Annotated in this window: 27 protein-coding genes and 1 pseudogene; 5 read left to right on the forward strand and 23 right to left on the reverse strand. The window is 54.0% G+C overall.

Annotated features, from left to right (window positions below):
- Positions 1-31 precede the first annotated feature (31 nt).
- From A4S02_RS10325 to A4S02_RS10365, 10 genes are all read right to left on the reverse strand, one after another.
- Complete coding sequence (locus A4S02_RS10325) at positions 32-580, reverse strand: hypothetical protein (protein WP_070324248.1); 549 nt, start codon at positions 578-580, stop codon at positions 32-34.
- The gene (locus A4S02_RS10330) at positions 577-1869 is read right to left on the reverse strand and encodes an aminopeptidase (RefSeq protein WP_070323702.1); all 1293 of its coding nucleotides are present in this window, start codon (positions 1867-1869) and stop codon (positions 577-579) included. The genes A4S02_RS10325 and A4S02_RS10330 overlap by 4 nt, the downstream gene beginning before the upstream one ends.
- Before the next feature lie 150 nt (positions 1870-2019).
- Entirely contained in the window at positions 2020-2586 is a 567-nt protein-coding gene (locus A4S02_RS10335; RefSeq protein ID WP_070323703.1) for a DUF1643 domain-containing protein, read from the reverse strand.
- Positions 2587-2682: 96 nt separating this feature from the next.
- Entirely contained in the window at positions 2683-3645 is a 963-nt protein-coding gene (locus A4S02_RS10340) for a thylakoid lumen protein (RefSeq protein ID WP_228142366.1), read from the reverse strand.
- Positions 3646-3675: 30 nt separating this feature from the next.
- Positions 3676-3831: a hypothetical protein gene (locus tag A4S02_RS16180; protein WP_228142367.1), complete on the reverse strand. Its 156-nt coding sequence runs from the start codon at positions 3829-3831 to the stop codon at positions 3676-3678.
- Positions 3832-3872: 41 nt separating this feature from the next.
- Positions 3873-5135, reverse strand: a complete 1263-nt coding sequence (locus tag A4S02_RS10345; protein WP_070323704.1) for an MFS transporter — start codon at positions 5133-5135, stop codon at positions 3873-3875.
- Positions 5136-5362: 227 nt separating this feature from the next.
- The gene (gene acs, locus A4S02_RS10350) at positions 5363-7351 is read right to left on the reverse strand and encodes an acetate--CoA ligase (protein ID WP_070323705.1); all 1989 of its coding nucleotides are present in this window, start codon (positions 7349-7351) and stop codon (positions 5363-5365) included.
- Between the two features lie 55 nt (positions 7352-7406).
- Positions 7407-8339, reverse strand: coding sequence for a methylisocitrate lyase (gene prpB, locus A4S02_RS10355; protein WP_070323706.1), 933 nt, complete (start codon positions 8337-8339; stop codon positions 7407-7409).
- Entirely contained in the window at positions 8336-9502 is a 1167-nt protein-coding gene (gene prpC, locus A4S02_RS10360; RefSeq protein WP_070323707.1) for a bifunctional 2-methylcitrate synthase/citrate synthase, read from the reverse strand. Before prpC ends, prpB begins: the two co-directional genes overlap by 4 nt.
- 32 nt (positions 9503-9534) lie before the next feature.
- The gene (locus A4S02_RS10365; RefSeq protein ID WP_070323708.1) at positions 9535-11097 is read right to left on the reverse strand and encodes an MmgE/PrpD family protein; all 1563 of its coding nucleotides are present in this window, start codon (positions 11095-11097) and stop codon (positions 9535-9537) included.
- Positions 11098-11227: 130 nt separating this feature from the next.
- Here A4S02_RS10365 and A4S02_RS10370 point away from each other — a divergent pair, with 130 nt between their 5' ends.
- Entirely contained in the window at positions 11228-12643 is a 1416-nt protein-coding gene (locus tag A4S02_RS10370; protein ID WP_070323709.1) for a helix-turn-helix domain-containing protein, read from the forward strand.
- Between the two features lie 288 nt (positions 12644-12931).
- Here A4S02_RS10370 and A4S02_RS10375 read toward each other — a convergent pair whose 3' ends face one another.
- Positions 12932-13612, reverse strand: a complete 681-nt coding sequence (locus tag A4S02_RS10375; protein WP_070323710.1) for a YfdX family protein — start codon at positions 13610-13612, stop codon at positions 12932-12934.
- A gap of 206 nt (positions 13613-13818) precedes the next feature.
- Between A4S02_RS10375 and A4S02_RS10380 the strand changes: the two genes are divergently transcribed.
- Both A4S02_RS10380 and A4S02_RS10385 read left to right on the forward strand, forming a co-directional pair.
- Positions 13819-14643: an IS5-like element IS12528 family transposase gene (locus A4S02_RS10380; RefSeq protein ID WP_082246712.1), complete on the forward strand. Its 825-nt coding sequence runs from the start codon at positions 13819-13821 to the stop codon at positions 14641-14643.
- Complete coding sequence (locus A4S02_RS10385) at positions 14644-15138, forward strand: DUF2501 domain-containing protein (protein WP_070323711.1); 495 nt, start codon at positions 14644-14646, stop codon at positions 15136-15138.
- A 76-nt stretch (positions 15139-15214) separates the two neighbouring features.
- Here A4S02_RS10385 and mazG read toward each other — a convergent pair.
- The 3 genes and pseudogenes from mazG to A4S02_RS10400 form a co-directional block, all read right to left on the reverse strand.
- A pseudogene (gene mazG, locus A4S02_RS10390) lies at positions 15215-15919 on the reverse strand (nucleoside triphosphate pyrophosphohydrolase); the annotation flags it as partial.
- A gap of 501 nt (positions 15920-16420) precedes the next feature.
- The gene (locus A4S02_RS10395; protein ID WP_070323712.1) at positions 16421-16792 is read right to left on the reverse strand and encodes a hypothetical protein; all 372 of its coding nucleotides are present in this window, start codon (positions 16790-16792) and stop codon (positions 16421-16423) included.
- A gap of 327 nt (positions 16793-17119) precedes the next feature.
- Positions 17120-17521: a hypothetical protein gene (locus A4S02_RS10400; RefSeq protein ID WP_070323713.1), complete on the reverse strand. Its 402-nt coding sequence runs from the start codon at positions 17519-17521 to the stop codon at positions 17120-17122.
- Between the two features lie 204 nt (positions 17522-17725).
- Between A4S02_RS10400 and A4S02_RS10405 the strand changes: the two genes are divergently transcribed.
- Positions 17726-19111, forward strand: a complete 1386-nt coding sequence (locus tag A4S02_RS10405; RefSeq protein WP_082246816.1) for an IS1380 family transposase — start codon at positions 17726-17728, stop codon at positions 19109-19111.
- 142 nt (positions 19112-19253) lie between these two features.
- Here A4S02_RS10405 and A4S02_RS10410 read toward each other — a convergent pair whose 3' ends face one another.
- Positions 19254-19604, reverse strand: a complete 351-nt coding sequence (locus A4S02_RS10410; protein WP_070323714.1) for a hypothetical protein — start codon at positions 19602-19604, stop codon at positions 19254-19256.
- 69 nt (positions 19605-19673) lie between these two features.
- Here A4S02_RS10410 and A4S02_RS15260 point away from each other — a divergent pair, with 69 nt between their 5' ends.
- On the forward strand, positions 19674-19889 hold the full coding sequence (locus tag A4S02_RS15260; RefSeq protein ID WP_082246817.1) for a ribbon-helix-helix protein, CopG family: 216 nt from the start codon (positions 19674-19676) through the stop codon (positions 19887-19889).
- Positions 19890-19946: 57 nt separating this feature from the next.
- Here A4S02_RS15260 and A4S02_RS16415 read toward each other — a convergent pair whose 3' ends face one another.
- The 8 genes from A4S02_RS16415 to A4S02_RS10445 all read right to left on the reverse strand — a co-directional run bounded on the left by A4S02_RS16415 (position 19947) and on the right by A4S02_RS10445 (position 23579).
- Positions 19947-20072, reverse strand: a complete 126-nt coding sequence (locus tag A4S02_RS16415) for a hypothetical protein (protein ID WP_408736033.1) — start codon at positions 20070-20072, stop codon at positions 19947-19949.
- Between the two features lie 231 nt (positions 20073-20303).
- On the reverse strand, positions 20304-20888 hold the full coding sequence (locus A4S02_RS10415; protein WP_208858882.1) for a hypothetical protein: 585 nt from the start codon (positions 20886-20888) through the stop codon (positions 20304-20306).
- A complete protein-coding gene (locus tag A4S02_RS10420) occupies positions 20875-21273 on the reverse strand; it encodes a hypothetical protein (RefSeq protein ID WP_070323715.1) in 399 nt (132 codons plus the stop codon). Before A4S02_RS10420 ends, A4S02_RS10415 begins: the two co-directional genes overlap by 14 nt.
- Positions 21273-21863, reverse strand: a complete 591-nt coding sequence (locus tag A4S02_RS10425) for a hypothetical protein (protein ID WP_070323716.1) — start codon at positions 21861-21863, stop codon at positions 21273-21275. Before A4S02_RS10425 ends, A4S02_RS10420 begins: the two co-directional genes overlap by 1 nt.
- Before the next feature lie 53 nt (positions 21864-21916).
- A complete protein-coding gene (locus A4S02_RS10430; protein WP_070323717.1) occupies positions 21917-22264 on the reverse strand; it encodes a hypothetical protein in 348 nt (115 codons plus the stop codon).
- Between the two features lie 4 nt (positions 22265-22268).
- Positions 22269-22700 (reverse strand): cell wall hydrolase, encoded by a 432-nt coding sequence (locus tag A4S02_RS10435; RefSeq protein ID WP_070323718.1) that lies wholly within the window; start codon positions 22698-22700, stop codon positions 22269-22271.
- Complete coding sequence (locus A4S02_RS10440; protein ID WP_070323719.1) at positions 22697-23203, reverse strand: hypothetical protein; 507 nt, start codon at positions 23201-23203, stop codon at positions 22697-22699. The genes A4S02_RS10435 and A4S02_RS10440 overlap by 4 nt, the downstream gene beginning before the upstream one ends.
- Positions 23204-23240: 37 nt before the next feature.
- The gene (locus tag A4S02_RS10445; protein WP_070323720.1) at positions 23241-23579 is read right to left on the reverse strand and encodes a hypothetical protein; all 339 of its coding nucleotides are present in this window, start codon (positions 23577-23579) and stop codon (positions 23241-23243) included.
- Positions 23580-23610 lie beyond the last annotated feature (31 nt).

Genomic DNA, 23610 nt, shown 5'->3' on the forward strand with positions numbered 1-23610 from the left:
GCCATTTTCTTACACACCAATATGTATGAGATTAGTGTGAAAGCGCACCACCAGACTGATGGGCCGAACGCAGAACTGTAACCAGATTTTGCAAATCCTGCGGGTTGGATTTGAGAATAGCCACATTGGCGGGTTCAGGCTGTGGCATCTTGGTGTTGCCGGGGTTAGCTGGCACATTCATCAGGCTGCCTGTCAGCCCCACACAGGTTAGGCTCATGACAAAATCATGTGCTGAAAAGCCATTCTTTTGCAAAATTGGGTCCAAACCGGGCACCTGCTGCACAAGGGCAATCTGCTGATCCAGAGACATGCCAAAGCGTGAGGGCGGCTGAATGCCTGCTGCCTGAATTTCCTTCAGGGCTGTGGTCAAGCGTGGCAGCACGTTTGGAGCCAGATGGTAATGCAGCGCGGTATCCATGTCATGCTGCAAAGTGGCCACCTGCTCTGGCGTTAAATTAGGCGCACCATTGCCCGCGGTAGAAACTGTTTGCGCCTGTGCTGCTGTGCCAGCCACAACAGCCGCAGCCCCCATTACACCCAACAGAGCAGAGCGGAAGGAAAGTTTTAGAGTATTTATCATGCTTTTATCACCCATTCACCTTTGCGCATCAATGCCACGTGTTCACCTTTGGCATCCACGCCGTCTACATCAATTTCACCAGAACCAATCATCCAGTCTATATGGATCATGCTGCTATTGGCCCCGCGTGCGGCCAATGCGGCCTCATCTTGCCCAGCCGTATCACGCATGCATTTGGTGTAAGATTGCCCCAATGCGATATGGCTGGCGGCGTTTTCATCAAACAATGTGTTCTGGAACAAAATACCGCTGCGCGAAATGGGGGAAGAATTGGGCACAAGAGCCACTTCCCCCAAACGGCGCGCGCCTTCATCTGTATCCAGCACGCGGGCCAGCACATCCTCACCCTTGCTGGCGTGCATTTCCACAATGCGTCCGGCCTCAAACCTTACGCGAATATCCTCAATCAGCGTACCTTGGTGAGAAAGCGGCTTGGTGGCTGCCACCGTACCATCCACTTTAAGGCGATGCGGTGTTGTAAACACTTCCTCGGTGGGGATGTTGGGGTTGCACACAATGCCGTTTCCGGCTTTTTCCGCCCCGGCGGCCCATTCATGCCCATCTGCCAGCCCCACCATCAGGTCTGTGCCAGGGCCTTTAAAATGCAGCGCGCTATAACGGGCATCATTCAAGAACGTGGCGCGGCGATGCAGAACCGCATTATGGGCCTCCCAATCCGCTACCGGGTTTTCCCCCGTAATGCGCGAAACAGAAAAAATAGCCTGCCACAGTTTTTCCACCGCCTGATCAACCGGCAGATCAGGGAACACCTGTGCCGCCCATGCCGGAGAAGCCGCAGCCACAATGCACCAGTTCACATCAAAATTGGTGATAATTTCCATAGCAGGCCGGTTCACGCGGGAATTGGCCCTACTGGCGCGGGAAATATGCTCCGGGTTCTGCCCTGCCAGCAATGCCGGGTTAGACCCCGTAATGGCCATACGGGCGGCACCATTACGGAAGGCTTCTGTCATCCCACCAGCAAGCCAGCCTGCTGCGGTATCAAACGTATCTTCCGCCGCATATTTGTAACGGGCCAGCGTTGTTTCCTCATCCGAATAAAATGTGCTGACGAGCGAAGCCCCGGCCTTGTACGCGTGTTCCGTAATGCGGCGCACCAGCGGCACCGCATGAAGGGGGGCCGTAATAATAACCTGCTGCCCGTGGGCCACGTTCAGGCCCGTACGTGCTGCCACTTCACCCAGCCTGTCCAGCATGGTGGCAAATTCGGCAGATGCCAGATAACCGCCTGCGGCACCCTGCGTGTTCTGTAAGGCCATAATATGCATGTTTCCCTTAACTTTGCTGCATAGCACGCCTGATTTTGCAATGTGGCAGGCATGATATGCAGAACTCAAACACCTCTGTGTGTATCGGATACCGAACAAGGCCGGGCGTCAATACACATGGGCAGAAAGCTGCTTTCCGTTATGTGCCTGTTAGCTTTGCACCAAATGGGTTGGCAAAGGCTCGGGCAACAAGCTTGCTGGCAAATAAAGAGGATGGCACGGGCGGCCTGTTTTACTTAGCCGCAACGCATCCACCGTAATGCCGTGTTGCTGGAGCATATGCACCACCTCCGGCCCTCGTGCCAAAAGGGCCTTGTGGTGCGGCGTGCCATAGGCGGCAATCACCTTGTTGGCTTCCTGCGCCATTTCCAACAGGGCTTTATCATTTTCCGGGCCAACCGGGTCTGGCGTTTCTAGCAGCCGAAGCTGATCCGTGCAGCGATACGCAAAGGTGTTGCCCACCAAAATACCGCCATAACCCCATGCGCGGGCATAACGCTGGCATTTGGCCACGGTGCGGTCATCCCCATATTCAGTGGCGACGGAGGGGTTCATCATCAGCCACATAACCAGCGGGCGTGTTGCGTCCCACACGCGTTTAAGCCGATAACGGTAGCATTTGTCTGGCCCGCCATAGGTGGCGGTACTGACAACATCTTCTGAAAGTTTCAGAGGGCGGGCGGTGCCGACATTATGCCCTTCAAACAGATCTTCCATTACACTCCCGCTGGCAGAACATGGCAAAACAGACCCAAGTTTTAGGCTGTGTTCCGTTCTGGCACAAATTTCGCCGCCAGCAGGGCTGCAATGTAACTAGTGTGCGGCGCGCCATGCCTTGGTGGTGGCCGCAATAACCTGCTGCTGGTTCTGCTTTATTTTGTCCACATCATAGCCAAGGGCGGCACTCTGCTGGGGCGTCATGTACCCCCACTGCACCAGAGATTGCGCCAGAGTTTGCGGAAACGGCACAGTTTTTACAAACTGCTTGGGGCAGGAAGCACCATCCTTGTTCTGGGGCCATGCGGCTTTATCCAGCGCGCACCATGTTTCTGCAAAATCAGAGTGCGTATCATACCGCGCCATCATATAGCGCCAGCCTGCGTTCAGTTCCCCAATATTCGCGCTGGTGGCCACATAGGCAGCCAGATAGCCGTTTACTTCCGTTACACCCGTTTTGCGCCACTGTGCAGAATCCTGCGCAAGCTGGTTGCGCAAATAGGCTGCAAACCGAGGTTGCGCCGTAACATTCTGCAACTGGCCATCCTGATACTGATACAGCACCACCGGCATGGCTGAACCTGCGTGAGAGGCAAAGGCGTAATCAAACCGCTCATCCGTATACACAAGCTGGCGGGTGCCATCTCGCGCAATATCCTGCACGATAGGCTCCCCTCCGCCATTTTGTGCGGGTAGTGACAGCACGCGCCATTGGCCTTGCGCGGCGGCCTCTACAATAGCGGCAGCCTGGCAACAATGCGCCCCACCTGTGTAGCCCGAAACCACAACTTGCGGCAGCGCATCCTTCTGCCCGTTTGGCGTAAGCTGATACAGGGAAATGTTTAAATCCATCAGCCCGGCGCTATCTTCCGCCATCAGGCTGCCTAAGGTTTGGATAAATGCGGGATGATCTGGCGCATTTACCTCTAAAGTAGCCACACGGCATGTTTGCCCGGCTGTTGGGTTTTCATCCTTCCCCAAAAGCAGGCTATTGGCTGGGCATGGCTGTTTGTCTGCCACTTTTACAGCAGCTTTTACGCTTAAGGCAGACAAGGCCACCGGTTGAGCTTTTGCGTGCAGATCATCCCCCTACACCTGCCCGGTTGCTAGTGGGGGCACCGTGCGCGGTTGCGCATTGCGCGTGATAATCCGCTGTTCTGCTGGACTTGCTGCATGTGCCTGCACATATGGCAGCCCTGTGCCAGCCAACACCATACATGCGCCCAGATACCGTATAAAAGCCAAACCGTTTTTTCCTTCCTGCGCGTTGCCACCTGCCTGCTGTTTTATATCCGTTGTGGATACAGCCGGGCATTCAGGAGTGTAAGCACCAGCACAACCACTGCGCCACCCCCAACAGCCAACATAAGCGCAGGCGCCAACCCCATACCCAATTGGGTAGCAAACCATGTTTGAAGCAAAGCGTTACTGGCAGCAATAAGGTTCCCGCACTGATAGGCAAGGCCGGGGAAGGTGGCCCGCACAGATGGGGGCGAAAGCTCGCTTAAATAGGCAGGTACCACGCCCCACGCGCCCTGAATACAGAACTGGATACACACAGCCCCAAGCCCCAGCCAGAGCAGAGAATGCGGGAGTGTCCATAATGGCAGCAAAGGCAGTGTTAAGGCCGCGGCAAAAATAATGGCATATTGCCGCCCGATTTTTTGCGATAGAAACCCAAAAAACAACCCACCCGCAATTGCAGCCAGATTATATAGCACCACAACGGTTGTAATGGACGTAGGCGGCACATGCCGTTCCAGCGCCAGAAACACCTTGGGGTAGAGATCCTGAGAACCGTGGCTCATGAAATTGAAAGCAGCCATCAGCACCACAGCAAAAACACATAATGCCGCATTGCCTTTTATAATGGCCAACAAACCAAGATGCGCTTCTGCTTGTCCGTGCTGTGTATCGGCCTTCTGCCGGGCCAGCCAATCTGGGCTTTCTGGCACACGCAGCCAGATATACAGGGCAGAAAAAATAGCGCCACTGCCCAGCACAAATAGCCCACGCCACCCCAGAACTGGCAATAGCAAAAATACCAAGGATGCCAGCAAATACCCCGCAGGATACCCCGCCTGCAAAATACCCGAAGCCGTGCCACGCCAGCTTTTGGGCACGCTTTCCATAATCAGGGATGTGCCCACCCCCCATTCACCCCCAAGCGCAATACCAAACAGAGTGCGCAGCGCCAAAAATATAACAAGGGTTGGCGCAAAGGCCGATGCCAATTCTATTAAGGAATAAATAATAATTGTTAAAATAAGCACGGGCTTGCGGCCATATTTATCTGCCGCGCGCCCACATAAAAAGGCGCCTAGTGGCCGCGTCATCAACGTAAGTGTGGGCGCAAGCAGCACACTTTGCAGGGAAACGTTAAAACTGCGTGCCACATCATCAAGTGTGAACAACACAATAAAAAAATCGCACGCATCCAACATCCATGCCAAAAAGGATGCCAACACAACATGGCGCGCTGTTGCTTTATCTACCGACTGATCAGGCAGAGTAGACGGTGTTACAGACGAAAAAGAAGGCTCGGTCATTCACAGCTCCGGTTCTACAACCTGTTTTTACCGTGATGGTGCCACGCAAGCCCTTGCAGCAGCCAGTGAATCTCAGATCACGACCCCGCCAGTACGCCCATTTTTGCGTGATAAGCCAACATAAACCCGTTTGTTAGGAACAGAACACACAACAGGGCCGAGGAGTTCCTCCCCGGCCCTGAAGCATCTTGCCGCGCGAAGCAAATTTGTAAAATCTCGTCTTGGGATCAGGCCCTTGTCTGCGTGCGAGGTGAAGAATCCTCATCAAAGGCCATGTGACTCCATACTCTGTCACACAGCATACGCACGATAGAGGGATCATTCAGGGATGAAAGATCTCCCAGATTATCCACTTCCCCGCTGGCAATTTTGCGCAGCAGACGGCGCACGATTTTGCCAGAGCGGGTGCGGGGCAAATCTGGCACCAGATAAACGGCCTCTGGCGTAGCATAGCGCCCCAGCATACCAGAGATAAGGCGGCTTATGCCCTTTTCTGTGAGTTCTGTGGCCACGTTCTGACGTTGGATAACAAATACCGCCAGCGCCTGCCCCTTTACCGGGTGCGGGATGCCCACTGCAGCAGATTCCACAATACGATGATCTGATGCCAACGCATCTTCCACCTCTGCCGTGCCCAAACGGTGCCCTGCAATATTGATAACATCGTCCATGCGCCCCGTAATCCAGTAATAGCCATCGGCATCTCGCCGTGCGCCATCACCCGTGAAATAATGCCCCGGAACCATACTAAAATATGTCTGGCAAAAGCGAGCATGATCTTTCCAGATTGTGCGCGCCTGTCCCGGCCATGAACGGGCAATGCACAGGCTGCCTTCCGCAGGCCCCTGCACCGGCCTGCCCTGTGTATCGGCTATCACCATTTCCAGCCCTGGCAGCGGCGTACTGGCAGAACCGGGTTTAAGCGGCTGCACACCCGGCACTGGCCCTAACACAATGCCGGCGGTTTCTGTCTGCCACCATGTATCCACCACAGGGCAACGCTTTTTGCCCACAACATCATGATACCACAACCATGCATCCGGGCTTATGGGTTCCCCTGCAACACCCAACAGACGCAGGGACTCCAACTTGCGGGCATTCACGACATTATCGCCATCAGCCATCATGGCGCGCACGGCTGTGGGGGCCGTAAAAAGCATGGTTACCTTGTGTTCATCCACCAAATCCAGCCACCTGCCCGGAGCGGGGTATGAGGGCAGGCTATCGGAAATCATGGTGGTGCCGCCATTGGCCAATGGCCCATACACAACGGATGTATGCCCGGTTATCCATGCCACATCTGCCGTGCACCACAGCACATCACCGGGTTGATGATGATACACCATGCCCATGGTGTAAGCTGCCCACACCATATAGCCACCAGTGGCGTGCACCACTGCTTTGGGCTTGCCCGTGCTGCCAGAAGTGTAGAGCATAAACAGTGGCGCTTCTGCCCGCATAACAACGGGCACAAAATCTGCCTCAAACGAATCTACAAAATCATGAAAATCGTAATCTCTCCCCGGTAGCATGGGAACAGGTGCATCTGACGTGCGCACAACCAGAACAGCCCGCACGCCACTATCTGCACCTGCCTTGCACAGGGCCTCATCCATAATAGCCTTGAAAGGTACAATCTTGTTGCCACGCATGCTCTCGCTGGCGGTAATAACCGCAACTGCACCGCTATCTATAATACGTTCTGCAATACCTTCGGCCGAAAAACCACCAAACAGCACCACATGCACAGCACCAATACGCGCACAGGCCAGCATGGCCACCACGGCTTCTGAAATCATGGGCAGGCAAATGGCAACACGGTGCCCTTCTTCCACCCCCAAATGCACCAGCGCGTTAGACAGGCGGCAAACCCGTTCATGCAGCATGGCATATGTAATTTTTTCTGCCTCGGCCTGCCCTTCACGGTGGCTGATAAGGGCAACCTGATCGGCTTTGTCTGTCAGGTGTTTATCAATACAGCACACAGATGCATTGATAAGGCCATCTTCAAACCAGCTTATGGATACATCATCCGTAAAGCTACCCGTAAAACCCCGTCTGGGTTTGCGGTGCCAGTGCACACGCTTGGCCTGTTGCAGCCAAAAACCATCCGGGTCTCGCCGTGCATAGCGCTGCATGGCGGCCAGTTCCGCAGGTGGCATTAAGGCTGGGTAATCTGCATACTGTGTATGCGGAATAGTGATGTTTTCCGACATTGTTCCGTCTCCCTTACTTTTTTGTTTTTTGTTGCTCGGGATAGAAAGAGAATGTTCAGGCGGCGTTGCGATCGGCCTGACCGATGTGCGGCAGAACCGTGGCCACAATGCCTGCGTCCAATGATTCATAATCGTAATACCGGATTGTTTTGTACAGTTCCTCTCGCGTTTGCATACGGGGCAGCATTTCTTGCGTACCGCCTGTACGCGCAATGGTTTTGTACAAATCATCCTGCGCCTTATTAGCTGCCCGCAAGGAACTGACAGGCCAGATGACCATACGGTACCCCATATCTTCAAACTGAGATGCCGTGAAATAAGGGGATCGCCCAAATTCCGTCATGTTGGCAAGCAGGGGCACATCGAGCATACGGCGCACAAACTCCCTGAACATATCTTCAGAAATCAGTGCTTCAGGGAAAATAGCATCTGCTCCGGCTTCGTAATACAAACGGGCGCGAGCTACTGCACCATCCAGCCCTTCTGAGCTGGCGGCATCTGTGCGGGCAATAATTACCATATCACGTCGGGCCTTGGCTGCGGCGGCCACCTTTTGCGCCATCTCCTGCGGGGTGGCGAGCTTTTTGTTATTCAGGTGCCCGCATTTTTTGGGCAGAATCTGGTCCTCAATATGCACGGCAGCGGCACCGGCATCTTCAAAAGCCCTGACCATGTGCATGACATTCAGAACTTCACCATATCCGGTATCACCATCCACCAAAAGCGGCAGACCAGAGGCCCGTGCAATCTGGCGGATAAAGAAACACGCATCCTCAATAGTGATAATACCCAGATCAGGCAGCCCCATGCTGGCAGACATGGCCGCACCTGAAAGATAAAGAGCCTGAAAGCCGTTATCCTTGGCCTGCAATGCCGCCTGCCCGTTATGCGCGCCGGGAATTTGCATAATGTCCGGTTTGTTCAGCAGAGCGCGAAACCGCTGCCCGGCTGGTGTTTGCGGCAGATCCTTGCCAACCAGATATGTCATGCTGCATGCTCCAGGCCATCGCGTTCACGCAGGGGCACAAAAGGCCGATTATCCGGCCCCACATAATTGGCAGACGGGCGAATGATTTTTCCATCCTGCCGCTGTTCCATAATGTGGGCGCACCACCCTGTTACGCGGGCAATTACAAAAATGGGTGTAAACATGGCCGTGGGAATACCCATGGCGTTGTAGGAAACCGCGCTGAACCAATCCAGATTAGGGAACATCTTTTTCTGTTCATCCATAATCCGTTCAATCCGCTCGGCAACATGATACAGCCGCATGTTGCCATTACGGCACGAAAGGTTGCGCGCTGTTTCCTTGATAATCTCGTTGCGCGGGTCTGCTATGGTATAAACCGGGGGCCCAAAACCAATGATAACTTCACGGTTTTCCAAGCGCCTGAGAATATCCTCCTCTGCTTCCTCCGCCGTGCGATAGCGTTGCTGAATATCCAGCGCCACTTCATTCGCACCACCATGCTTGGGGCCACGCAGGGCACCTATGGCGGCTGTTACAGCGGAATACATATCCGAGCCCGTGCCAGCTACCACTCTGGCCGTAAATGTGGAGGCATTGAATTCGTGCTCGGCATACAGAATAAGGGATGTGTGCATGGCCTGCACCCAGTCCTCCGATGGCACTTTTCCATGCAGAAGATGCAAAAAGTGCCCGCCTACGCTTTCATCATCCGTATTGGTATCTATCCGCCGTCCGTGGTTGGAGAAATGATACCAATACAGCAACATGGACCCTAGCGAGGCCACAAGCCTATCTGCAATATCTCGTGCGCCTGCGGTTGGGCAATCGCTCCGTTCTGGCAGCGCACAACCCAAAACGGAAACGGCCGTGCGCATAACATCCATAGGATGTGTGGCGGCTGGCAGACGTTCTAAAGTGGCACGCACAATGGCAGGAATATCCCGCATACTGGCCAGATGCCGCCTGTAGGCCCCCAATTCTGCACTATTGGGCAGATACCCGTGGATAAGAAGGTGTGCGACCTCCTCAAACGTGCTGGCACGTGCAAGATCTTTGATATCGTACCCACGATAATGCAGATCATTCTCGCTCTGCCCCACAGTGCTGAGCGCCGTGTTGCCCGCAACCGTGCCTGACAGCGCAACAGATTTTTTGGGTTTTCTGTGCAAATGCGTTGTCATTGTTCTATTCCTTCCTGTGTGTTATCGCCTGTTTAGGAAGCCAGAGCTGTAGAGGCGGCGGCCGTAACCGCAGTAGGTTTGGCCTGCCCGAAATTGAAAATGCCTTCCGCAGTGTTTTGGCGGATATCCCGCTCCGGAATGGCAATTTCCAGCATGTGCAGTTCTCCCGCTTTCAGGTTTGGTAGGTTCTGAACAACTTCCAAAAACCTGTCTGCTTCCTTATGGGGCACAATGCCTTCTGAAAGTGTCTGAAATTTACCGATATAATCAGCCCGCTGCCACGGTGTGGCCTCTAGGGTATGGGCATTGGCAACAGCTAGCTCATCCGCAATAACTGAACCATTTTTCATGCGGATGACAATGCGGCCACCAAAGGCTTTTTTATCCGGATCTGTTTCGTGATACCGTTTTGTCCACTCGGGTTTTTCTATTGTATGAATCTTGCGCCAGAGCCGCACGGTATCTGGCCTGCGGGCGCGTTCTGGTGCATAGGAATACACATGGTGCCAGCTACCATCCTGCAAGGCCACGGCCACAATATACATAATGGAATGATCCAACGTTTCCCGCGAGGCTTGCGGATCAAACTTTTGCGGATCATTCGAGCCCGTGCCAATAACGTAATGTGTGTGATGGCTGGTTTCTATTAACACATCATCAACATCATCCCAGTTTTTGATTTTCTGGCCCATACGAAAGGCAAGATCAATAAGCGCCTGGCTTTGATATTCTGCTGAATGTTCCTTAGTGAAGGAAGACAGAATGGCACGTTTGGGCTCGCCCATTTCTGGCAATGGCACACGGTAATGCGCATTTTTGCCATCCAGCATCCAGGCAATAACACCATCCTCCCCTTCATAAATCGGGGTGGGGGATGTTTCGCCCATCATAGCGCGGTCAACGGCCTCTACCGCCATTTTGCTGGCATGGGCAGGCGCATAGGCTTTCCATGATGAAATTTCGCCCTTGCGGCTCTGGCGCGTGGCTGTGGTCACATGCAAAGCCTGCCCAATGGCCTGATAAATAACCGCTGGTGGCAAGCGCATAAGCGTGCCAATACCCGCAGCCACAGATGGGCCAAGATGCGCTACATGATCTATCTTGTGTTTGTGCAAACAAATGGCACGGGCAAGATCTATCTGAATTTCATACCCTGTGGCAGCACCACGGATCAGATCCGCACCGCTACGCTGGCACTGCTGGGCAACTGCTAGAATGCCGGGAATATTATCACCCGGATGAGAATATTCTGCTGCCAAAAATGTATCGTGAAAATCTAGCTCACGCACGGCTGTGCCATTGGCCCATGCGGCCCATTCTGCATGCACACGCACATTTGGCCCCATGCCAAACACCGTAGCGCCACCTTCCCGCCGGTGGGCCAGAGCCTCGGCTCGTGCGCTCATCACGGAATGACGGTTCACAGAGGCCATGCCTACAGATGCGTTATCTATCAGCCGGTTGATAATCATATCCGTAACTGCGGTCTCCACCGGCACCGGGTCTGCCGCCACTTGCGCAATTTTCCACGCAAGTTGTTCGGGCCGTGGCAGACGGTCGCTTTCTGGATGAACACGCACATCATGATACTGCATTGTTTTACCTCATGATCGGAATTTGATCGTGAGGGGAGTGTTGCAGAGTGTTGTTTTGAGCGGCAGAGAGATAAGAGTAAAAAGAGGCGAAGGGAATGTTCCCGTTTGCGAAGTTTGCGAAGTTCGTACCATGCCACAAACCAGAACCAAGCTTTTTGCTGGCCCGCGCTTGCGGCAGTTGCGCCAACGCGAAACCCTAACCCAAGCAAACTTGGCAGACATGCTTGACATATCACCAAGTTATCTTAACCAGTTAGAACGCAACCACCGGCCTGTTCCGCACCGCCTGCTGCAAAAGCTATGTGAACGCTTTGGCCTGACACCGGCATGGTTCAGCAACACCAAAGAAGCCCATACCGTACAGGCCATGCGCGAAACCATGGCAGACCCTGTATTTAAAAACGCATCCTTACCTTTGGCCAAAATGGCAGATGCCGTACACACCAACCCGGATTTATGCGCTGCATTTTTAACCCTTTACCGTGCCTACAAATTTGAACAGGAATGTGAAAGCAACACTCTTTTTCCCTCCCCTCCGCTGGAGCCGTATGAAACAGTAGGGGATTGGGTGCAGCATCACCACAACTATTTTCATGAACTCGATTGTGCAGCCGAAAAATTTTACGAAAATCTGGATCTCAAAAACGGCTTGGCCGCAGCCTTAAAAAGCCATCTGCTTAATCAACATGGCTTGCACACGCAGCAAGACCCGGCGCTGGAAGAAGGCGGGTTGGTGTGGCGGATAGACCGGCACCGCCGCACCATTTTTCTGCCCCCAGACCAACCACCAGAAAGCACGCTATTCTATCTGGCACAGATTATCGGCCAACGTGACCATACCCGCCTGATAAGCAGTATTTTACGACGTGAAGGCCCCAAAGAGAAAAACGCACAGGAGCTAGGCCGCGTTTATCTGGGTAACTACTTTGCCGGGGCCTTGCTGTTACCCTATACGCGCTTCCTGCACGCAGCACAGACCATGCGTTATGATATTGAGCGCCTACGCCGCCATTTTAGCACCAGTTTTGAACAGATAAGTCACAGATTAAGCACGTTGCAGCGCCCCGGTATGGAGGGCATTCCTTTTTATTTTCTTAAACTGGATATTGCGGGCAATATTCTTAAAAGTTTTTCTGCCAACCGTTTTTCTCAGGCACGGTTTGGTGGCCCCTGCCCATTGTGGAACATCTTTCGGGCTTTTGCCACGCCCGGCCAAGTGCAGGTGCAGCTTTCTCAAACCACGGATGATTCCATTTACCTCAATGTTGCCCGCACTGTGGGGCATGAAGGTGTCACCTATACAGACCGCCCACGGCAGATTGCCATTGTGCTGGGCTGCACCATAAGCGATGCCGCAAAAACGGTTTATGCAGATGGTTTAAACCTAAGTGACCACAGATTGGTTGTGCCCATTGGCCCCGGCTGCCGCGCCTGTGTGCGGGATAATTGCAGCCACAGATCTTTGCCTGTTTCGGGCCGGATGCTGGATACAGGAAGCGATGCCAGAGGTGTTGTACCCTATCGGGCGCTGCCTGAAAAACCCTGATATTTTATGAGGAAGAAGATAGTCTGGTGGGGCAAGGGGAATTTAAAAGACCTATCTGGAATGACCGGGGATGCAAAAACATTCCAGATAGGAACCGGGGATTGAACGGGATAAATCAAGACGAACCAAGAGTTGTCGCGACGATGCCCCTTGCCCCACCAGCAGAAACGCCTTCATCGCCGCGACAAGATTGATAATAAGAACCATTCTCAATAAACGCAACATAAAAAAGCAGGGGTGAAGAACTTTTTTGCTCTCCCCCCCTGCCTCACAATGCAGTGTGTTGTTTTAGTTCGATTTTTTAGCCGGTGTGGAAGGAGCAACTTTTTCCACCACATCGTCAGAAACAAATACAATGCCATCCAGAAGCTGGTTAAGTGCTTCTACAGCCTGCTGCGGCTGGCGGCCTTCTGTAAACACTTTTGCGCGGTACAGGGCGCCTTCGCTTTGTTCCAGCGGAGCAAGAGCCAGAATGAAATCTGCATCTTCACCCACAACCTGTAGGCTCTGCTGTGCCTGCTGGGTCTGCCCAGCTTGGAACTGCTTGTTGGCATTTGCCAACGCAGCCTGTTTTTCTGGCGCCAGTGTTTCGCTTACAATAAATTCACCACCAACAGGTACCCATGTTGTGGGGTTAGCAACCGGCGTATGGGTTGCAGAAACCGGATGCTGCGGTGCTGGCTGAAGCTGGCTTTCTGCCGCAAAGAACTTTTTGTTATCTGCACTGGCAGCCTTGAAACACTTTTGCGCATCGTACAGCGGCGGAATGGCGGCATCGGTTTTGCCCTGAGCCAGCAGATCACGCGCCTGAAACACGTCCATCATGGCTTTCTGGCCATCAACAGAAAGACGGTGCATGGAGTGACCAGCCTTAAACTTTTCCCATGTGGTATGCACTGTACCTGCCTGAGCCACAGAAAAAGTGGTGAGCATTACAGCAGACGCTGCAAAAAGAGCTTTTAAACGCATAAAAACTAATCCAAACTGATTTAAATATTCAGAAGATAACGGACGATATCCTGAAAATTAATTTAATGCGCCAAGTGGGGTGATACAATTCATCTATATTAAAAAATATATTATAATCAGACGTTTTTTATTTATTGTCTGAGAGCCCTTTTGGAAATTCGCTATGATAGGTTTTCAAGAGGTTTTGAGCGTGATTCAAAGGCAGGATGTGGACGCCAGCACAACGAGGCCGCATGGCCGGAATTACACGCAAGACGAAACGCTATCCGTCTGATCTGACAGATGAGGAATGGGAGCGCATAGCGCCTCTGATGCCCCCTGCGAACCGGCGTGGTCGGAAACGGACAACCGATTTCCGTGAGATCATCAATGCTCTGCGCTATCTCGTGCGCTCAGGCTGCGGTTGGGAGATGCTTCCGGTTCATTTTGGCCCATGGCAAACGGTTTACTGGTGGTTCCGCAGGCTGATGCGCCGTTTCCTGTTCCAGACCATTCATGATGTCTGTCTGATGCTCGATCGTGAAGCGACAGGACGCGAAACCAGTCCATCGGGTGGTGTCATTGATAGCCAGAGTATCAAGGCACCCCACGCAAAGACACGTGGTTATGACGCAGGCAAGAAGATCGTCGGTCGGAAACGTCACATCGCAGTTGATACGGATGGCCGCCTTCTCCTGGTCCAGCTGACAACAGCCGATATTTCGGACAGTGCAGGAGGACAGATGATCCTTGATGCCATTCGCAAACGCTGGCCTTGGGTGAAGCACCTGTTTGCCGATGGAGCCTATGACCGCCTCCAGTTGATGGATAAGGCCACTTTTCTCGACTTCACAGTCGAGATCATCCGGCGGTCAGAGACAGCAAAAGGGTTTGAAATCCTGCCGCGTCGGTGGGTTGTGGAACGGACCTTCGGTTGGATGATCCGCTGGCGTCGCCTTGTGAAGGACTACGAACAGCGGATCGACGTCGCAGAGGCCATGATCCACATCGCCATGGGAAGCCTCATGCTACGCCGAAACGCTCATCCGTGAATTTCCAAAAGGGCTCTAAGTGCTGCAGGTATGGCACAAGCACAGAACACGCCTTCCCACCTTCCAGCAGGCACCACATTTCCGACCGCTCCTGCAGATGCCCTTCCGGTAACAGATCCGGCTCATCCGGCTTCTGCCCCTACTTATGGCGCACAGGTTGTGGGGAATGTTTCGGGCACCTCTACCACAGCCACCCCCGGCGTTTTGGGAGAAGGCGGCCTGCCATCAATAGAAAACGCAAGCACTGGCAATGTGGCTGGTCTACTTTCCTATTGCGTGCATAAAAATTATGCCTCTGGCACAACACCACGCAGTGTAGCCCGCAATCTTTCCAAACGCCCAGATGTGCGGAACGATCAGGGATATTCTTTAGGGGGGCAAGGGTTGCTACAAAACAGCACATCCAAACCCTTTGATATTGCCACGCTTGAGCTTTCCAAGCGTGTAAAGTTGTGCAGCGACCTTACAAAAAAAGGCCAAAGCCTGACAGACTAACATCCTTCCATGCTTGGGGGCAGGTATAACTGCTTGCCCCACTTTGATGGATACGCCAGGCGTTTCCTCGCTGGCGTTACTTTTTGTTTTCTACTTTTTTGATATCCTTCCAAATACCATCAAGCATTTCCACGCTTTGGTCTGGCATGGAAAGTCCCTGTTCCGCCAGAACGGCCTCTACCCCTTCAAACCTGCGGGTGAATTTGTCACACGCTTGGCGCAAGCAGGCTTCCGGGTCTAGCTTCAGCCGCCGTGCCAGACTGGCAATAGAAAACAGAACATCACCCAGTTCATCCTGCATGCGCTCACGGTTGCCAGCTTCCAGTTCAACAGAAAACTCTTCAATCTCTTCATGAACCTTGGCTACCACACCAGAAAGATCTGGCCAGTCAAACCCCACGCGTGCAGCGCGCGCTGCCAATTTGGAGGCACGCAATAATGCAGGCAATGCTGGCGGCACACCCGCCAAGGCACCCGGCACTGCTGCCCCTTTGCCATTTTGCCCGACATTACGCTGCCGTTCCTTCTCCTTCAACGTTTCCCACAGGCCGGGAATGTCCTGCTTTGGTTGCTGCGCATCCGCTACGGCATGATCTTCCAGAACATCGGCACCAAACACCACATGAGGGTGGCGGCGGATCATCTTTCCCGTAATCATGCGGGCTACGGTTGCAAAATCAAACCGCCCCTCTTCCTGCGCAAGCTGGGCTTGATACACAACCTGTAGCAGCAGGTCCCCCAATTCATCGGGAAACGCATTCCAATCCTTTTTCTGAATGGCCCTCTTGACCAGCCAATCGCTTATTCTTGGATTCCTGCACACGGGACTGTTCCGGCTGGCTGGCTGCGCGTTGATTCTTCCATGACCGGTCGTGCGGGATATTCGCCACAAGCCGCGGCAGAGGAATTATACTTCCGGGGCCCTGCACGGTAACTGGTGGCACTCAGTTATTGCGCCACTCGCATCCAGAAACCGGCCACCCTACCAATTCGTATCATTTTGGAAATAGAACAGAATAAAAACGCAATATGACAAATTTTTGTCGCTTATCTTGTCTTCTGCTGAAACGTACGTTTACCATTACGACAGATACGAGAAAGGGACGGGATTCGGCCCCCGCCCCTTTCAATTCCGCAGCGATTGAGCCGCTCGCGGAAATGCTGCTATGTGAATAGCGCGGGCATCTAGCCCTCGCAAGCAGTATCGGTCAAGGGCGGCTTTCTTTACTTTCTTTTAATGAAAGACCGTTCATTATGGCTAAAAAAGAAACTATCAAGCCTCCTACGAAAAAAGACCTATCACCCGCCTCAAAGGATTTGAGAAACGGTGACCCAGCAGGCGGTCGCGTACTGTCTGACAAATCTGTTGCAGTCCGGCAGGGCGTGGCGAAGGGTAAGCCAAAAAAGTAATATTCTGCACGCAGCTTTTTGGGAATTCCATAATCCCATTAAACTGCTGGCGGTCTGAGTGAACATCACCAGCACTCAGAGCAACCATGTAGGCACGTTCACTTTCTTTAATCAGAAACCCACATGTCACACATGGTTGCCCTGTTGGGGCTGGAACTTCATCAGACCATTTCCAACCCGCTTCATAATGCGCGCTATCTTCCCATTCTACGAAAACTACGGGAAAAGGATGCAAATTGGTCATTCACTCCACTTAGTACGACTAGATAGGAAAGTACAGCCTTATTTTTAAATGATCTAGGAGGAAGGCAGCCCACAGGCCGCCTCCCCTCAAGCCAAAGCCTTCCGCCCCACACCAGCCCGCTCTTCTTCCTCAAGATCGTGCCAGAGTTGCATGATTGCTCGCGCCGCCTTCCTTAAAGCCTGCTTACCTTTCTCTGGCTCACCCCATATCTCTTTCTGTATTCTGGGAATGCTTGAGGTACATTGATTATGGCGTTGGCAATTTGCTGTTCACTCATTCTCACACCAGCGTCGCCACCCTCGAAAGGGTGGCTGGCCTTTACGGCGCTTACGCTGGTGGATTTGCAAAAGGGCGCAAGAACTCAATAGCTGATGGCTTCCACTTGAGTTGTTGCTGAGAACCTTTGCCGCCCTTCCGGGTGCTGTCGAACATTTTCCCGAAAGCAAGGCCCTTCTCGGTCATGCTCCAGCCGCTCCCAGAAGATGATCCCGGAGTATGCACTTGCAGATGGGCTTCCTCACAAAGGATCTGGTTTACGCGCCGACCCGATAACCCGACCTGATGGCCCAGCTCCGTTGGCGTCAAATAGTTATCCTGGGTTGCGGCGGGAATGGCTGTGTATCCCATCACCTCAAGCGGATTGATGCCGCAAAGCGCATGTGTCCCGCGGGCCGCCATAAGCAGCTTCTGGTTTTCATCAACATTCGGCAGCAGTGCCACCACGTTCATGCAGCGTGTGAAAGCTGTGTCAAATGCTGGTTTGCGGGTGCGTTTGGGTTTTGGGGAAGTATGAGCAATCTCACCGCGTTCATAAGCATCAAAGCGATGGATAATCTCGACGCGGAAATCTCACAGAAGGGTTGTACATCGGGTTAGATTATGAAAAAGTCTGTTTTGCACAAAAGAAATTTTCGTAAGCTATAAGAAAACCCGATGCAGACAGAGTGTAGCGCAGGCGCGTATGAGTTTCCAGCCTCCTGTGGACGGCGTGTTGTGGCCCGTTTTGACGGGGGTCGCATGAGTTCGGATGGGGGCGTCATTCTGGTGAAGCAGGCTGATGACATTCTGGGTCTCAGCCGCCGCTTTGCTGCCTGTTTTCGCGATGAACGGCATCCCGGCTTTGTGGAATACCGGGTTGAAGACCTTGTCCGTCAGCGGATCATGGGCCTGGCACTGGGCTATGAAGATCTCAATGATCACGATGCCCTGCGGCATGACCTGATCTTTGGTCTGGCCTCGGGCCGTCTGTCAGGAGGCCGGGCAAACTGCGCAGCATTGGCTGGCAAATCTACACTGAACCGGTTGGAGCGCAGTGGGCACAAGGCAGATCGTTACTGTCGGATCATTGCTGATCATGAGGCCCTGGCTACCCTGTTCGTCACGCTCTACATGGACCGGCATGATCGGGCTCCTGCCCGGATCGTTCTGGACGTGGACGCGACCGATGACCGTATCCATGGCCATCAGGAAGGCCGTGCCTTTCATGGGTATTACGGCCATAACTGCTATCTGCCACTATACATCTTTTGCGGGGATCATCTCCTCAGCGCTACCCTGCGCACGGCAGACAGGGACCCGGGGAAGGAAGCACTGGCAGACATCCGCCGGATCGTGGAGCAGATCAGGAGCCGCTGGCCCCGGGTGCGTATCTTGGTGCGTGGGGACAGCGGTTTCGCCCGGGACAGTCTGATGACATGGTGCGAAGACAACCACGTTGACTTCCTGTTCGGGCTTGCAGGCAACACCCGCCTGTATGACCGGATTGCCTCTTTGTCCGCTGAGGTTCGTGACGAAGCCGCCACGACAGGCAGAGCTGCGCGCGGTTTCGCCTCCTTTGACTGGATCACAAAGGACAGCTGGACGCGCCGCAGGCGGGTGGTGGCCAAGGCCGAATGGCGCCACGGCAACCGCTATCATCGCTTTATTGTCACCACGCTACCGCAGGGAATGTCCGACCCCCGCCATCTCTACGAACAGATTTACTGCGCACGCGGGGATATGGAAAACCGCATCAAGGAATGCCAGCTGGATCTGTTCTCAGACAGGACATCCTCCCATACCATCCGCGCCAACCAGCTCCGGCTGTGGTTCTCGGCCGCAGCCTATGTCCTGCTCACCGCTCTGCAAAAGATGGCCCTTGGGCAGACCTCTCTGGAGAAGGCGACCTGTGGCACCATCCGCGCACGACTGCTCAAAATCGCGACACGTGTCACGCTCAGCGTCCGTCGGATTGTCCTGTCCATGCCGGACATGTTCCCCTGTCAGCATGAATTCGCCCTCGCTCATGCACGATTGCGAAGGCTCCGGCAGGCCGTCTGAAGAAACAGACAGTGCACAGACCACATAGCTTCCACCAACACTGCCTTCTCAGGCCGTGACACCCTCACTGCGTTCAGAACCCGCCGCCAGAAGCAGAATATCGTCAATATTCCAGATCGGGCTCCTGTGGGATGACTGAATTCTACAAAATGACCCGAAATTGCCTCAAGTGTGAGAAATCCGCGTCGATCGTAATATCAGTCGCTTCTGCTGTTTCAGATTTGGCCGTGATGAAGATCGCCTGCTTGCGGTTGAGGTAATATTCCGTGGCATCCTGCCCGCGCTTGACTGTCCCCACGGTGGGGACAGTGCCCATTTGCTCCAAAGAAGACAGGTGGCGCTTAATCAGTTCACGGATTTTTACCGGTTTTGCAAATCCAAGACGTTTGCCCAGATCAATGTCCAAAATACGCAGTTCGCCATTCATGGGCTGCGGATTTATTTGAGATGTGCTATTAGCCGCGATAGCTGTTGTCATGATGGTTGTGCCCATTTGATTTCAGTTAGGGCCGGTTGGAAGTTGCCCCTTCCTTCCGGCCTGTTTTTTTGGTAACCGATAAATATGAGCAAGTCAATAACTGGTAACCAGAAAAAGAGAGGTCGCCCGAAAACAGGGGAACGCTCTCATATCGCCGCCCGTGTTACGGATGATGAAGCGCAGGCCATTGACGCATGGGCAGAAGCTAACGGCGTAACGCGGGCAGAGGCTATTCGCCGCCTGCTTTCCAAGGCGCTTGAGACCGAGAGGCAAGCAACCGCCAGCCCACAGCAAAAATGACGGTGGCGAGGAAAACTCCCCCGCCACCAACAATCATGCCGCATTCAAAATCCGGCGTCATAGCGCCACCATCGCGTTCTGCGCTTTCAGGTCAGCCAGATCAGAACCGCTGGGATACAAACCGTTCGCCAGCGTGAGTTGTGGCCAGATCAGACCGTGCGCCTCCATGATGCGGGATTTCATCCAGCCCCATGTAGCCTTCTGCACGGTTCCCCATGTCAGCAGGTCAACCGTATCAGCGTCGCTTAGGCCCGTGTAACTCCAGCCTAGAAGACAATGGCCTCCAGCACTTCCGGGCGTTGTATCCCCATAAGCACCATTATCAGGTGTAAGAGCCCTTTTGGAAAATCGTAATCTGACGCCAAATCAGCCTCACTGAGCGCACATATAGCATCAGGAAATAACGGATTTCCGTCATTCTCGTGTTAATGTAGAGGTCTCGTCCATACTTATTTCGGCGTCATCGGCCTTTTCCAAAAGGGCTCTAAGCACACATGCACCGTTGGTTGCCTCAATCTGGTTCATGTCAGACACAGAAAGCTGTACGCCAAGATAGGCCGCACCAAACCCGGCCATCAGAAGTGCTAGGCTGTTTCTGTCCTGCGGATCAATGCTGCCCCAGAGCGGGAAATATGGCCCACTGCCTAGCGTGTAGCCTTCCCGGCCTGCCGTTGCCAGAACATCAACCTCAACGCCGCCTTGATCTGTGCCCTCATCTCCCGGCACGTAACCCGTGCTCTGGGCATAGAACTGCACGGCATCTGCTTCGGTCACAGCAACCTGATAACCGCCCAATGCGGCCACAGCTCGAATGTAGTTACCAATGCCCGCAGAGGTACAATCCCCCAGCGTGTCGTTCCCCAGCATAAGAGGCTGCGGGTTGATATGATCCCGCACCAACTTGGCTGGGGCCTGCCGCGCCATCATGCGCAACTTGTCCAGATGTGGCTGATTGGGAATCCGCCGCGCAGGCAGGCAACCTAACTTACGTGTGATCATGTAAAATCCATTTCTCGCATGCCAGCACCAAGGGCCTGCATGCAGCATACGGGCCGCCCAGCGTGGCACTTGGCCCAGTATATTCAATCTGTGCCACCCGGCCCTGTCGCAATCGCGCGACCATGTGGCAGGTGTCGTGTCCACCAATGTCCAGTTCAAAGCTGAATGGGGCCTTAAGAGTGAGCGGCCCCTGCACTTCCTGATCCTGCCGCCATTCCAGCACCTCGCCATCTGGTAATGGCGTGCTGTTATCTGGCACACCTGCGCAGGCAATCATGTCAGCGCGATGCACGCCGATCAGATCATGCTTGGCCTGCATGGGGGCAACAGAGCATGCCCCCATCAGTAACAGCGGCAGGACAGCCAGCGCTTTCTTCCAGTGCATTACCGGGCTGCGATAGGCCGCAGGCCATGACGTGCCAGCAGCACATTCACCCGTTCACAGCGCCACTGCACCGGCGTCTCGCCGCGGGAATTCAGTGCAACGGAATCCGCCACCGTGCCGATTGCGCTATTCAGCACAGCAGCAACAGAGGCCACATCAGCAGAAACGGCCTGAATTTTGGCAATCAGACCCGTGCTCAGCGTTCCGGCCTCGGACTGCACCACATTGCCAACAGTTGTGGCCGTGTTCTGAATAGCCGTAATCACGCTGGTAAATTCAGCCGGCACGCTGTTCTTGTCGAACGTGATGGAGGCCTTGCCCTGGCTAAATGTGTTCCAGGCGGAAAGCGCAGCCTGAATACCCGTGATGCCAGTATCCGCCACAGCAACAACCGTGGATGGAACGCCTGTGAACGCCAGAATAGTTTTGACGATATTCAGGGCTGCGTTCCCGTCTGCCGTCACTTCCGCAACATTCAGCGTGTAGGTGGTCACGCCATTCGCGGTTGTTTTGGTGCATGCGGCCAGACCGGCTGCCGTCAGGCCGAGCGCAGTCGTCCGCAGGAATCCACGGCGAGAGAGTGATTTCATTTTGTGATGCCTTTCGTTTTTCAGATCATTTTCCCGATGTCAGGAAAATGATCTCACTTGCTGTCCTGCTGGATATGAACAACAGATCCGGGACCTGCTTGTGGTGCTACAGTTTTGGAAGACATGCTGCCGCGCAGCATAACGGCTGCATTGGCAGCCTGCTTCCAGTTGAGAGCAAGGAAGTTGATGATCCGGTACACCAACCAGAGCTTGCCAGACTGATTGGCCGGGAGCGGGATCAGGGTTGCCGCAAATCCTGCCGAGGCAAATACAACACAGGCATACAGAACCCATGTAGCTTCCGGCTGTGGAAGGGCTGTCACCATGGCAGGCAGAGACAGGCCAGCAGCAACGGCCTTGGCGGTCTGGCCAATATTGGTTTTTGTAGGCGTATCAGCCATGAGGTTATCCCTCTCCAAAAGGCCCCACGCGGTAAAACGCGTGATGACCAATCGTGCAGCAGTAGAATTGCGAAGAAGCCCAAGAGGGCCGCAGGGAGCGCGTGTCATAGTAATGATCCGCTCCTTTCGTCATGTCCGTGAGGTGTCCGCCCACAAGCGCCTGCGCCAAGGCCGTAGCCTCACGAAACTGCGCGTCCATGTCAGTGACGGTCAGAAGCTTGGAAAGGTTCACATCCGCCGCATTCCAGCACGAAAACTGCCATGGATGCAGGAACACGCTACACAGATCATGCCCCCACCATGCAGGGCGGATGGCACGGTTGCGGCCAACGCACAGCACTGCGGCCATGCCGTTATTGCCCTCGCCCCGCGCCTCTCCCCATGCCGTGCGCGCACCTACCTGAACGGGGTCAGACATCCATGATGCGGGGATCATACCGCCTCCATGTCGCGCGGCGGCAGAATGAACTGCGTTGTCTGCGGCTGGGGCGCAGGCTGTGTTGGCATGTCCCACGGTTCACGCCAGTGCAGCCATTTTACCCATATGGTGCTGGCCACTTCCTGATCGGACAGCAATGTAGAACCAACCGCAGCCCCAAGCGTGCAGAAAATACCCACAATAACCGCCAGTTTTTTCCAACGGCGCAGTCCATCTTCTGCCAGCCTGTTCCGTTCTTCCTGTGCGCCGGTATGCGCCGCCAGTTGGCGAGTTAGATCGGAAAGCTGAATACCAATCCGGTCCATTCCAGCATTGGTGGCCTGTTGCCGTGCATTGCCCTCAGCTCGCACCGCAGCAATATCCCGGCTGATGCTATCCAGTTTGCCGTCTGTAACGTCCTGCCTTTTTTCTACAGCGGCAAGGCGTTCTTCATGATCATCCAGACGTGCGTGGACGCCATCAGCCACGCAGGGGATGCCCGCGCTCTGTTCATCTGTCATTTAATTTTCCAGAAATAAAAAGCCGTGCAGATCGGCATCAGTTACTCAGTGCCGCCCCATACTGAACAGGGAACCAGCCGCAGGTGGTTGTGGTCGGGCAGCGGTATGTGACTTCCTCATGATCGTCAGTGTCATATACCGTCATGCCCTCAACTGGGCTTGTCGTAGCTAGAATGTCGGCCTTGGTCATCCCATACATCTGCACGATTCCCTTGAGCAGAATTCCGCCCAGAGCATCAATTTCGAGATGGCCTTGCCCCGATTCACCCGCCGTTCCGCCTGATGCGGAGAATTGCACATCATTGTCATTAGTGGATTCAGACGAGTGCATGCTGATGAAAGACTTACTTGTCGCACCACCGCCAACGTCAACCACAGAGGCACTCTGAGACGTGACGCGAAAACCG

The organism is Acetobacter ascendens (assembly GCF_001766235.1).
Taxonomy (GTDB): Bacteria; Pseudomonadota; Alphaproteobacteria; order Acetobacterales; family Acetobacteraceae; genus Acetobacter; species Acetobacter ascendens.

Excerpts from the sequence above, each read along its gene's own strand:
- A4S02_RS10325 (WP_070324248.1), bottom strand. The coding sequence starts at position 580 with ATGATAAATACTCTAAAACTTTCCTTCCGCTCTGCTCTGTTGGGTGTA.
- A4S02_RS10330 (WP_070323702.1), bottom strand. The coding sequence starts at position 1,869 with ATGCATATTATGGCCTTACAGAACACGCAGGGTGCCGCAGGCGGTTAT.
- A4S02_RS10335 (WP_070323703.1), bottom strand. The coding sequence starts at position 2,586 with ATGGAAGATCTGTTTGAAGGGCATAATGTCGGCACCGCCCGCCCTCTG.
- A4S02_RS10345 (WP_070323704.1), bottom strand. The coding sequence starts at position 5,135 with ATGACCGAGCCTTCTTTTTCGTCTGTAACACCGTCTACTCTGCCTGAT.
- acs (WP_070323705.1), bottom strand. The coding sequence starts at position 7,351 with ATGTCGGAAAACATCACTATTCCGCATACACAGTATGCAGATTACCCA.
- prpB (WP_070323706.1), bottom strand. The coding sequence starts at position 8,339 with ATGACATATCTGGTTGGCAAGGATCTGCCGCAAACACCAGCCGGGCAG.
- prpC (WP_070323707.1), bottom strand. The coding sequence starts at position 9,502 with ATGACAACGCATTTGCACAGAAAACCCAAAAAATCTGTTGCGCTGTCA.
- A4S02_RS10365 (WP_070323708.1), bottom strand. The coding sequence starts at position 11,097 with ATGCAGTATCATGATGTGCGTGTTCATCCAGAAAGCGACCGTCTGCCA.
- A4S02_RS10370 (WP_070323709.1), top strand. The coding sequence starts at position 11,228 with ATGCCACAAACCAGAACCAAGCTTTTTGCTGGCCCGCGCTTGCGGCAG.
- A4S02_RS10375 (WP_070323710.1), bottom strand. The coding sequence starts at position 13,612 with ATGCGTTTAAAAGCTCTTTTTGCAGCGTCTGCTGTAATGCTCACCACT.
- A4S02_RS10380 (WP_082246712.1), top strand. The coding sequence starts at position 13,819 with ATGTGGACGCCAGCACAACGAGGCCGCATGGCCGGAATTACACGCAAG.
- A4S02_RS10395 (WP_070323712.1), bottom strand. The coding sequence starts at position 16,792 with ATGACCAATTTGCATCCTTTTCCCGTAGTTTTCGTAGAATGGGAAGAT.
- A4S02_RS10400 (WP_070323713.1), bottom strand. The coding sequence starts at position 17,521 with ATGAACGTGGTGGCACTGCTGCCGAATGTTGATGAAAACCAGAAGCTG.
- A4S02_RS10405 (WP_082246816.1), top strand. The coding sequence starts at position 17,726 with ATGCAGACAGAGTGTAGCGCAGGCGCGTATGAGTTTCCAGCCTCCTGT.
- A4S02_RS10410 (WP_070323714.1), bottom strand. The coding sequence starts at position 19,604 with ATGGGCACAACCATCATGACAACAGCTATCGCGGCTAATAGCACATCT.
- A4S02_RS15260 (WP_082246817.1), top strand. The coding sequence starts at position 19,674 with ATGAGCAAGTCAATAACTGGTAACCAGAAAAAGAGAGGTCGCCCGAAA.
- A4S02_RS16415 (WP_408736033.1), bottom strand. The coding sequence starts at position 20,072 with ATGAAATCCCGCATCATGGAGGCGCACGGTCTGATCTGGCCACAACTC.
- A4S02_RS10415 (WP_208858882.1), bottom strand. The coding sequence starts at position 20,888 with ATGATCACACGTAAGTTAGGTTGCCTGCCTGCGCGGCGGATTCCCAAT.
- A4S02_RS10420 (WP_070323715.1), bottom strand. The coding sequence starts at position 21,273 with ATGCACTGGAAGAAAGCGCTGGCTGTCCTGCCGCTGTTACTGATGGGG.
- A4S02_RS10425 (WP_070323716.1), bottom strand. The coding sequence starts at position 21,863 with ATGAAATCACTCTCTCGCCGTGGATTCCTGCGGACGACTGCGCTCGGC.
- A4S02_RS10430 (WP_070323717.1), bottom strand. The coding sequence starts at position 22,264 with ATGGCTGATACGCCTACAAAAACCAATATTGGCCAGACCGCCAAGGCC.
- A4S02_RS10435 (WP_070323718.1), bottom strand. The coding sequence starts at position 22,700 with ATGATCCCCGCATCATGGATGTCTGACCCCGTTCAGGTAGGTGCGCGC.
- A4S02_RS10440 (WP_070323719.1), bottom strand. The coding sequence starts at position 23,203 with ATGACAGATGAACAGAGCGCGGGCATCCCCTGCGTGGCTGATGGCGTC.